The sequence below is a fragment of the Gordonia zhenghanii genome (assembly GCF_021738965.1).
Classification (GTDB): Bacteria; Actinomycetota; Actinomycetes; order Mycobacteriales; family Mycobacteriaceae; genus Gordonia; species Gordonia zhenghanii.
Map to the genome: position 1 here is coordinate 94,307 of NZ_JAKKOQ010000016.1, position 9,977 is coordinate 104,283.

Genomic DNA, 9,977 nt, shown 5'->3' on the forward strand with positions numbered 1-9,977 from the left:
GGAGTCGAGACCAACAACAGCGCACACGATCTCGACGTTCCTCCGCCGGTCGAGCGGAGTCGAGACCCACAACAGCGCACACGATCTCGACTCCGCTCGATCAACGAGGCAGCGGCCACGCCAATAGATGCGGCGACACTTCGCCGCCCCTCCGCCGGTCGAACGAAGTCGAGACCTCGACCAGCACAACCGATCCCGACGCCGCTCGATCAACAGGGCAGCAGCCACGCCTATAGATGCGGCGACACTCCCGCCACGAACGCCCACTCCCGCGCGGTCGAGCGAAGTCGAGACCCACAACAGCACAAGCGATCCCGACTCCGCTCGATCAACGAGGCAGCGGCCACGCCTATAGATGCGGCGACACTTCGCCGCCCCTCCGCCAGTCGAGCGAAGTCGAGACCCACAACAGCACAAGCGATCCCGACTCCGCTCGATCAACGAGGCAGCGGCCACGCCTATAGGTGCGGCGACGCTCCCGCCACGAACGCACCCCACTCCCGCCGGTCGAGCGAAGTCGAGACCCACAACAGCGCACGCGATCTCGACTCCGCTCGATCAACGGGACGAAGACTCCGCTCGATCAGCAGGGCGGGGAGGCAGCCGTCGAGGCTTACAGACGCTTGAGCGCCGAACGGTCGAGCGTCCGGACGTCGGTGTGGCCGGAGAGGCCGAGGGTGAGGTCAAGTTCGGCGACGATGTTCGCGACCGCGTCACGCGCGCCCTGCGCACCGGCGAGGGCGAGCCCGTACATGTGCGGGCGACCGATACAGACGGCGTCGGCACCGAGCGCGAGCGCTTTGAACACGTCCGAACCGGTGTAGAAGCCGGAGTCGGCGAGCACCTTGATCCGTCCGTCGACGGCATCGGCGACGTCGACGAGGGCATCAGTCGAGGAGATCGACCCGTCCACCTGGCGGCCGCCGTGATTGGAGACGATGATGCCGTCGACGCCGACGTCGACGGCCTGCCGGGCGTCGTCGGGATGCAGGACGCCCTTGAGGACGATCGGCAGCTTTGTCAGGTCACGGAGCGACGCGATGTCGTCCCAGTTCAACGACGGCCGCGAGTAGATGTCGAGGAAGGTCTCGACCGCCGCGCGCGGCTCTGGAGCGGTGAGATTCCGGCGGAGGTCGCCTGGCACGTTCTTCGCGATCGACAGGAGAGTCTTGATCGCACCCACACTGATCTCGGGTTTCTCCCCGACCGTGCCTTTGAGTCGTTCGGCGACGATCTCCCAGAACGTCGGATCGGACGTGTACTGGTCGATCCCTTCGGCTCGCGCGAACGGCAGTGACCCCAGATTGAGATCCTGCGGCCGCCACCCGAGCATCGTCGTGTCGAGGGTGACCGCGATGGCCGCGGCGCCAGCCCTCTCGGCGCGACTCACCAGGCTTCTGACGAGCCGGTCGTCGGTGGACCAGTAGAGCTGGAACCAGCGCGGCGCACCCGGTCGCACGGACTCCATCTCGGCCGCGACCTCCTCCATCGGGGCACAGCCCTGATTGGAGAAGATGTACGGGAGCCCGAGTTCGGCCGCCGCGTGGCCGATGTGGACGTCGGCCCGATCATGGGCGAGTGCGCCCGCTCCGACGGGCGAGAACAGGATGGGCGCGGGCAGTTCCTGACCGAACAGTTCGATCCCGAGGTCTCGCTCGCTCGTATCGCGAAGCATTCTCGGCACGATCGCCCACCGGTCGAGGGCGTCGCGGTTGGCGGTCATCGTCCGGCCTTCGCCCGCTCCCCCGGCGATGTATGCCCAGCCGCGCGCGCTCATCTTCGCTCGGGCGCGGCGCTCCAGTGTCGCGAAATCGGTCGGCACCGACGGCGTGCGTCCGTGAATGCCTGCACGGTAGATCTCGTTCTGTCGCGCACGCCCGTAGTTCTCAGCCATGGCGTCCATTGTCGCCTACCGCGGCGCGATCTGAACCGCGGTCGAGCGCGCGCCTACTCGCGAGTCAGAAAGAAGTAGAAGTGGTGGTCGCGTACCAACGAGGTGCTGCCGTTCATGACGCCCATCAACGTGGCGTCGTCGACACGCTTGAAGTGATCGATCACCGGTTGTCCGTCGTACACCATCGATGCCGTGAGCTCACCGCGGAACTCCACCATCCACAGGCTGGCGGCACCCTTGCCCACGTCGAGGTTCGAGTACAGTTCGCCGTCCGCGTCACGACAGACCATGGGTGCCACGTCGTACCGTCCGCGCAGCCACTTTCCGTGCCACCCGACTTTCGCCAACTGACCGTCCAACGCATGACCGGAGGGCAGCTCGCCCCCACGCCAGTCGCCGATCACTTCGTCGATGCCGACCGGCGACAGCGCTGCCCAGATCACGTCGAGGTCGCCGGGCGCACTGATCTCCTGCGACTGGACCAGGCACCGGAACTCCGCGACGGCCTGCTGCTCCGTAAGTTGACTCATGATCGAAGAGCTTACGATCCCGCGCCCATGTACGGCAATCTGACTGCGATCGTTATCAGTTATCCGGCAGCGCGATCCTTGACGGACGCCTGAAGCGCGGCGAGAAGATCGGACACCTCGTCGTCGCCGTCGTCGGACTTCGTCGGCTCCGGTTCGGTGAACGCCTCGCCGCCCTCAGCCTTCGCCTCGATCAGCTTGCTCAACTCCATTTGGTAGGTGTCCTCGAACTGAGACGGCTCGAAGTCGGACGCCATGGTCTCGATGAGCGATGCCGCCATGTCGAGTTCCTTGTCGCGAATCTCGACATCGGCGGACAGGAAGTCGAAATCGGGGACTCGGACCTCGTCCGGCCACAGCAGCGTCTGCAGGGTCATCACGCCATCGATCACGCGAAGCGCAGCGAGCCGAGTCCGGTTACGCAGAGTGAAGTTGGCGATCGCGAGACGTTCCGTCTGCTCCAAGGCTTTGGTAAGCAGCACATAGGCTTTCGGCGACTTCGACGACGGCTCCAGATAGTAGGGCTTGTCGAAGTAGATGGGATCGACCTGGTCGATCGGGACGAACTCGAGGATCGAGATCTCCGGGCTCCTCGAGACCGGCAGTTCGGCGAGGTCGTCCTTCGTCAAGATCACCGGTTCGCCGGATTCGGACTCATAGGCGTTGGCGATGCTCGAGTACTCGACCTCCGTGTCCGTGCCCTCGCGCACGCGCCGGTACCGGATCCGTGTGCCGTCCTTCGAGTCGACCTGGTGCGAGCTCCGGTCGTGGCTCTCGGTCGCCGAGTACACCTTGACCGGCACGTTCACCAGGCCAAAGCTCAGATCACCCTTCCAGATGGCTCGCATGGCACGATTGTGCCACGCATCGCACCCTTCGAGCGGCCCGAACGACTCCGGGGAATGGGGCAGAATCGATCCCATGCCCGGGTCCAAGCTGGAGGTCGACGGCCGTTTCCTCACCGTGACGAACCTCGACAAGGTGATGTACCCCGGCGACGGCACCCGTAAGTTCGACGTCCTCCAGTACGTGATCGCAGTGGCGGACGTGATGCTGCCGCACATCGCATCACGGCCGATCACACGCAAACGCTGGCCGCACGGCACCGGGTCGGACCCGTTCTTCGAGAAGGCGCTCCCGCCCGGGACACCGGACTGGTTGGCTCGCTTCACGATCGCCCACGCCGAAGGGAAGACGGTGTATCCCGTCGCGCGGTCGGCGGCCGACTTGGTGTGGCTGGCGCAGATGGCAGCACTGGAACTCCATGTGCCGCAGTGGCGTATCGACTTGTCGGGCATCGGATCGGCGGGCGACGAATCGCGGCGCACCGACCGTCTCGTCCTCGACCTGGATCCCGGCCCGGACGTCCCTCTGCAGCGGTGCGCGGACGTCGCGCTCGCCATCCGTGACGTCCTCGCCGACGCAGGTCTCGACTCGTACCCGGTGACGAGCGGCGGCAAAGGGATCCACGTCTACGCGCGCTTCCCGTCTCCGGTGAAGTCGGAGTCGGCGCGGGCGGTCGCGAAACAGATCGCCGACTCGCTCGCGGCTGCGCACCCGAAGGACGTGACGGCGTCGATGGCGAAGTCCGCACGGACGTCGAAGGTGTTCCTGGACTGGAGCCAGAACACGGCGGCGAAGACGACCCTCGCCCCGTACTCGCTGCGCGGCAGCGAACACCCGTGGGTCGCGGCGCCGAGGACCTGGGACGAGCTCGCCGATCCGGCGATCGCCCAACTCGATTACCGCGACGTCCTCGACCGGTTCCGCGAGTCCGGAGATCTCCTCGCCGACCTCGACCCGGTCGTGGAGACCGTCGCCGACCGGACCGTCGATCTCGGCGAGTACCGCAAAGCGCGGGCGTCCCGGAAGAAGGCCGATCCAGGGCCCACCCGGATCACCGGGACCGTCTCGGGCACCAGGCCGATGCTCGCCGCCGACGAACCGATCGACGGGCTCACCGACAACGCGTGGGCATTCGAGGGCAAGTGGGACGGGTACCGGATTCTCCTGCGCCACGACGACGGCGATATCCGATGCTGGTCGCGGTCCGGTGTCGACATGACCGCGGACTTCCCGGAGCTGCTCGAACTCGGCGCCGTGCTCCGCGGATTCGACGTCGTCCTGGACGGCGAGATGGTCGCGTTCGACGCAGCAGGTCGCACCGACTTCGGACTTCTCGCGTCACGGAATCATCGCGACGCCGAGTACACGTTGCGCTATCGCGTCTTCGACGTGGTCGAACTGAACGGCACCGACCTCACCTCGACGCCGTGGGACAGACGACGGCAGATCCTCGACGAACTAGCCCCGGTCATCGAATCGGCGTCGATCGCCGACGTCCCACCCCTGCTTCCCGGGCCGGGAGCCGACGCCGCCGAACACGCCCGGTCCAACGGGTGGGAGGGAATCGTGGCCAAGCGCCGCGCGTCCACGTACCAGTCCGGTCGCCGCAGCTCGGACTGGCGCAAACACAAGAACTGGAACGACATCGAAGTGGTGATCGGCGGCTACCGGCCGGGGCGGGGCGGCCGATCGGGCTCGATCGGCTCGCTGTTGGTCGGCTTGCCCGCCGAGACCGGCCTGCGCTACGTCGGACGAGTCGGCACCGGGTTCACCGATGCCGACCTCGACGCCCTCCTCGATGAGTTGAAACCGTTGACGATCGGACGCAGCCCGTTCATCGGCACCCTCGACAAACCGGTCGCCTCGAGCGCGACATGGGTGCTGCCGAAGCTCGTCGCCGACGTCCGCTTCATGGACTGGACCTCCACCGGGCATCTGCGTCACCCCAGTTGGCGGGGCATCCGGCGGGACAAGCTGCCCGGCGACCTGTAGATCGCAGGATTGGCTCGACCTGCCGGGTTCGGACCAGCAGCCGTCATGTCAACTGATCCCGATGACCCGATCGTTCGACGCCGCCGGCCGGGAGACTCAGCTCAGGTGGTGGACCTCCTGCAGTCCGTACACCGGAGTGTCCAAGCCTTCGAAACGCGCCTTCAGCTGCAACGCGAGGTACAGCGAATAGTGGCGCGACTGGTGCAGGTTGCCGCCGTGGAACCACAGGTTCGGCTGCTGCGTCGGCTTCCACATGTTGCGCTGTTCGCCTTCCCACGGCCCCGGGTCCTTGGTCGTCTCCGAGCCGAGACCCCAGACTTTGCCGACTCGGTCCGCTACGTCCTGGCCCATGAGGTCGGCGGCCCAGCCGTTCATCGATCCGTATCCGGTGGCATAGACGATGACGTCCGCGGGCAGCTCGGTGCCGTCGTCGAGGACAACGGCGTTCTTCGTGATCTCTTTGATTCCGCCCTTGGCGAGCTTGATGGTGCCGTCGGCGACGAGGTCGCATGCGCCGACGTCGATGTAGTACCCGGAGCCTCGCCGCAAATACTTCATGAACAGGCCGGAATCGTCGTCGCCGAAGTCGACGTCGAAGCCCGCCTTCTCGAGGCGGTCGTAGTAGTCCTTGTCCTGCGCCCGGATCTGGTCGTACAACGGGATCTGGAACTGGTGCATGATCTTGTACGGCAGCGACGCGAACGTCATGTCCGCCTTCTTCGTCGTCATGCCGCCCTGCACCGCCTCTTCGCTGTACAGCGCACCGAGACCGATCTTCATCAGCGAAGCCGACTTCACGACGTGCGTCGACGAGCGCTGCACCATCGTCGTGTCGATACCGTTCTCCACCAGTGCTTTACAGATGTCGTGGGCGGAGTTGTTCGCACCGATGACGACGACCTTCTTGCCGACGAAGCCGTCCGGACCGGGATGGCGGCTCGAATGGTGCTGATCGCCCACGAAGGTGTCCGCCCCGGGGAACGACGGAATGTTGGGCTTGCCAGACATCCCCGTCGCGAGGACCAACTGCGTCGGATACAAGGTCATCGGCTCGCCGTCTCGGACCAGTTCGACCGTCCACCTCCCGGTCGCCTCGTCGTACGACGCCGACGTGCACTCGGTCCGGCTCCAATACGGAACCTCCATGACCTTGGTGTAGAACTCCAGCCAGTCGGCCACCTTGTCTTTGGGTGCGAAGACCGGCCAGTTGGCTGGGAACGGCAGATACGGAAGGTGGTCGTACCAGACCGGGTCGTGCAGGCAGAGCGTCTTGTAGCGGCCACGCCACTGATCGCCCGGGCGGTCGTACTTGTCGACGACCAGGGAGGTGACGCCGAGCTGCCGCAGTCGGGCGCCGAGCGCGATGCCGCCCTGTCCGCCGCCGATCACCAGGACGTACGGCTGAACGGTACGGCCGAGCGCCTCCGCCTCCTCTTCCTGCCTCTCGGTCCACGACTTCTCGGTCGGGTCGCTGCCGTGCGCGGCGCCCATCGGGCGCGATGCGCCGGACGACTCCTCGTGCCCTTTCAATTCCTGCAGGGTGGTGAGTAACGTCCATGCGCGATCCTCGCCGTCGTCGTCGGCGCGCAGGCGGAGATGTCCGTCGCCGCGGCCGGTCGCAGTCTCGAACTCGATGAATGCTTCGGCGACGCCGTCCGCGCCGGTCGGCTCCTCACTCGGCGCGAAACCTCGTGGCCGAGTGTCGGCGAGACGGTCGGCGAGCATCGCGGCGATCTGCGCCCGCCCCTCGACGGTCTTGAGGTTCCACGTGAACGCCACCAGATCTCGCCAATAGCTGTCGTCGACGAACAACGCAGCCACGGCGTACGGGTCGCCTGCCGCGAGCGCTTCATTGAACTTCTCGAGCCACGCTTCCACTCGCTGCCCCGCGGTGCGTGCCATACCGGCCGGAGCCTGCATCGTCTGCGTCATCGCATGTCCTCTCCATCGATCTGAACCTGTGATGGACAGCACACTCCCACACCGTGGCATCCGGCAAGGGTTGCAGAGGGTTGCAGTGCCGTTGACGTACCCAGACCGGTCGGCGCACCCTGAACACCACACCCTGTGACTGGCACCACAATCGATCAGGGCGCATCCGACGAAGACACAGACCTGGACTCCATGACCACCGCACACCCGCTCCCCGAGCCCGCGCTCGCCACCGGCGAGGATCCGCGCGAATACGCCCAGGTCCTCCACGCAGTGCACGACGCAGCGATGGCCGGGCTACGGCTTCCCGCGCGTCCCCGATCGGTGATCGGGCAGTCGTGGGCCCGCGCCGCGGACGCGGGCGTCGACCCCGACATCGGCGGACCGCTCGACCCGATCGCTGATGCCGATATCGACCGGCGGCGCAGCGCATCCGGCCTCGCGGACCTCCTGGACGATCTCACTCACGGTTTGGACGCTGTTCTCCGCGACAGCCCGAACATCCTGGTCGTCGCGGACGCCGGTGGGCACGTCCTGTGGCGGGCCGGAACCCCGGCCGTCCGACGTCGCGCCGATGGACTCGGATTCGTCGAGGGTGCATCGTGGGCTGAGAACGCGGTCGGCACCAACGCGATCGGGACCGCGCTGAGTGCACGACGCGCGGTACAGGTCTTCTCCGCCGAACATTACGTTCGCAGCCACCACGCCTGGACGTGCACCGGCGCGCCGATCCGAGATCCTCGAACCGGCGGCATGCTGGGCGTCGTCGATGTGAGCGGCCCCGCGTCGTCCATCCACCCGGCGACGATAGCCCTCGTCGACTCGGTCGCACGACTGGCCGAAGCACGACTGCAGAACGCGCACCGAGACCAACTCGATCTGCTGCGTTCAGTAGCCGCGCCGATTCTCGCCCGAGCAGGCAGGCCAGCACTGGCGGTCGACGAGTTCGGTTGGGTGGCAGCCGTCGATCGCGTCGAACCGCAGCGCCGCATCAGCCTTCCACTCGAACTCACACCGAGCCGGATCAGCGTCTCGGGACTCGGACTCTGCGACGTCGAGCCGCTGCCCGGTGGCTGGTTGATCCGGCCCGCCGACGGCGCCCAGCGAGAGTGCACCACGGTCACGATCGGCGACGTCGTCACCGTGACCTCAGGGGACGGCGTCTGGACGCATCGCCCGTCGCCGCGGCATCTCGATCTCCTGACACATCTGGCGCGCAACCGTGCGGGCATGAGCGCAGCCGAACTGGCCGCGGCAATCTTCGGGGACGCCTCACGCACCGTCACCGTCCGGGCCGAGATGTCCCGGTTGAGAAGGACGTTCGGCGGGTTGCTCGCGACTGGCCCGTACCGGTTCGCGAAGGAGGTCACGGTCCAGCTCTGACCCCACCGAACCGAGCGCCAGAGCGCCGTCCTGTGGCGAATCTGCGTCGCCCACACCTGTCCGTTAGCCTGGTGCGGTACAAGCGGTTCACGGAGGGAGAGCACATGCTCGTCGTCGCGCAGATCAGCGATCTGCACTTTTGCGGCGACTCGGACCGCCGGGACCGAATTAACGGAGTCCTCGACTACCTGCGTGACCGCTGCGGCGGGGCGACGAACATCGATGCTCTCGTGGTGTCCGGCGACCTGACCGACGAAGGCAGCGCCGAACAGTACCGCGAGGCCGCGGACACGCTCGTCACCGGAATCCCGACTCTGACGCTCCTCGGCAACCACGACGACCGCGCGGCGTACCGCTCAGTCTCCCGGCCCGACGACAGCGGCGACCCGTACGCACCGGTCAATTCGGTACTTCAGCTCGACGGGCTCCTGATCCTGGCACTCGACTCCTCGATCCCCGGACACAATCAGGGTGCGATCTCGGAAGAGACGCTCGCCTGGGCGAGCGATCAGATCGCTGCGGCAGGCGACGTCCCCGTCCTCGTCGCATTCCACCACCCGCCGACAGCCGTCGGCATGCCGTTCATGGACACCATCGCGCAGACCGATCCGTCCGGACTCGAAGCGTTCGTACGCGCGCACCCCGCGATCATCGGCCTCGTCTGCGGGCACATCCATTCGCCGTCGGCAGGTGTGTTCGCGGGCGTCCCCGTCACGACCGCGCCCGGCGTCTCCTCCACGTTGAACCTGCCGTTCGAGGGCGACGGCGTGGTCAACGACACCCAGCCCGCAGGCATCGCCTTCCACATCATCGACGGCCACCGCCTCACCACTCATTTCCGCAGTGTGTGCTGATCGACGCACCACTCCGCTGATCGAGTCTCTTCCACCGCCGATCGAGCCTCTTCTCCGTTGATCGAGCCTCTTCCCCGTTGATCGAGCGGAGTCGAGATCCCTTCCGCAGTAGGCAGTCTCGACTCCGCTCGACCAACATGTGGGCCAGACCCAGCGTCACCCCACCCCCGCTACAGGCGGTCTCGACTCCGCTCGACCAACGTGTGGGCCAGACCCAGCGTCACCATCCGCACCCGTTGATCGAGCCTCCACCCCGCCGAGGTGGATTCAAGTGGTCGTTGCAACGCCTTCACCAGTGAGGGTGTTTCGAGATGGACCGTTTTGAGCAGTGTGTGAAGGCTGTGCGGTGGTACGGGGCGGGTGTCCCGGCCGCGGAGATCGCGAGCCTTGTCGGAGTCGCGGGGTCGGTGCAGGTGTACGCGCTCCTGCAGGAGGCCGGGTATCGGGCCGGGATCGGGTACGGGCCCCGCACGATAGTCACCGACGACGAGGTGATCGCCGCCTATCTGGCGCGTGGCTCGATCAAACAAGCCGCGCGGGTGGCCGCGA

The 9,977-nt window shown here is 66.5% G+C and carries 7 protein-coding genes and 1 pseudogene; 4 read left to right on the forward strand and 4 right to left on the reverse strand.

Features of this window, described 5'->3' with window-relative positions:
• Positions 1–613 precede the first annotated feature (613 nt).
• The 3 genes and pseudogenes from L5G32_RS16835 to ku form a co-directional block, all read right to left on the reverse strand.
• On the reverse strand, positions 614–1,894 hold the full coding sequence (locus L5G32_RS16835) for an alpha-hydroxy-acid oxidizing protein (RefSeq protein ID WP_237012231.1): 1,281 nt from the start codon (positions 1,892–1,894) through the stop codon (positions 614–616).
• A gap of 53 nt (positions 1,895–1,947) precedes the next feature.
• Entirely contained in the window at positions 1,948–2,424 is a 477-nt protein-coding gene (locus L5G32_RS16840) for a DUF4334 domain-containing protein (protein WP_237012232.1), read from the reverse strand.
• A 71-nt stretch (positions 2,425–2,495) separates the two neighbouring features.
• A pseudogene (gene ku, locus L5G32_RS16845) lies at positions 2,496–3,269 on the reverse strand (non-homologous end joining protein Ku); the annotation flags it as partial.
• A gap of 73 nt (positions 3,270–3,342) precedes the next feature.
• Between ku and ligD the strand changes: the two are divergent.
• On the forward strand, positions 3,343–5,259 hold the full coding sequence (gene ligD / locus L5G32_RS16850) for a non-homologous end-joining DNA ligase (RefSeq protein WP_237012233.1): 1,917 nt from the start codon (positions 3,343–3,345) through the stop codon (positions 5,257–5,259).
• Positions 5,260–5,355: 96 nt separating this feature from the next.
• On the opposite strand, the gene L5G32_RS16855 is transcribed toward ligD, so the two are convergent.
• Positions 5,356–7,191: an NAD(P)/FAD-dependent oxidoreductase gene (locus L5G32_RS16855; protein ID WP_237012234.1), complete on the reverse strand. Its 1,836-nt coding sequence runs from the start codon at positions 7,189–7,191 to the stop codon at positions 5,356–5,358.
• A 192-nt stretch (positions 7,192–7,383) separates the two neighbouring features.
• On the opposite strand from L5G32_RS16855, the gene L5G32_RS16860 reads away from it, so the two are divergent.
• From L5G32_RS16860 to L5G32_RS16870, 3 genes are all read left to right on the forward strand, one after another.
• On the forward strand, positions 7,384–8,574 hold the full coding sequence (locus tag L5G32_RS16860; RefSeq protein WP_237012244.1) for a helix-turn-helix domain-containing protein: 1,191 nt from the start codon (positions 7,384–7,386) through the stop codon (positions 8,572–8,574).
• 104 nt (positions 8,575–8,678) lie between these two features.
• The gene (locus tag L5G32_RS16865; RefSeq protein WP_237012235.1) at positions 8,679–9,428 is read left to right on the forward strand and encodes a metallophosphoesterase; all 750 of its coding nucleotides are present in this window, start codon (positions 8,679–8,681) and stop codon (positions 9,426–9,428) included.
• Positions 9,429–9,760: 332 nt separating this feature from the next.
• On the forward strand, positions 9,761–9,977 hold a 217-nt coding region (locus L5G32_RS16870), incomplete at its 3' end, for a hypothetical protein (protein ID WP_237012236.1).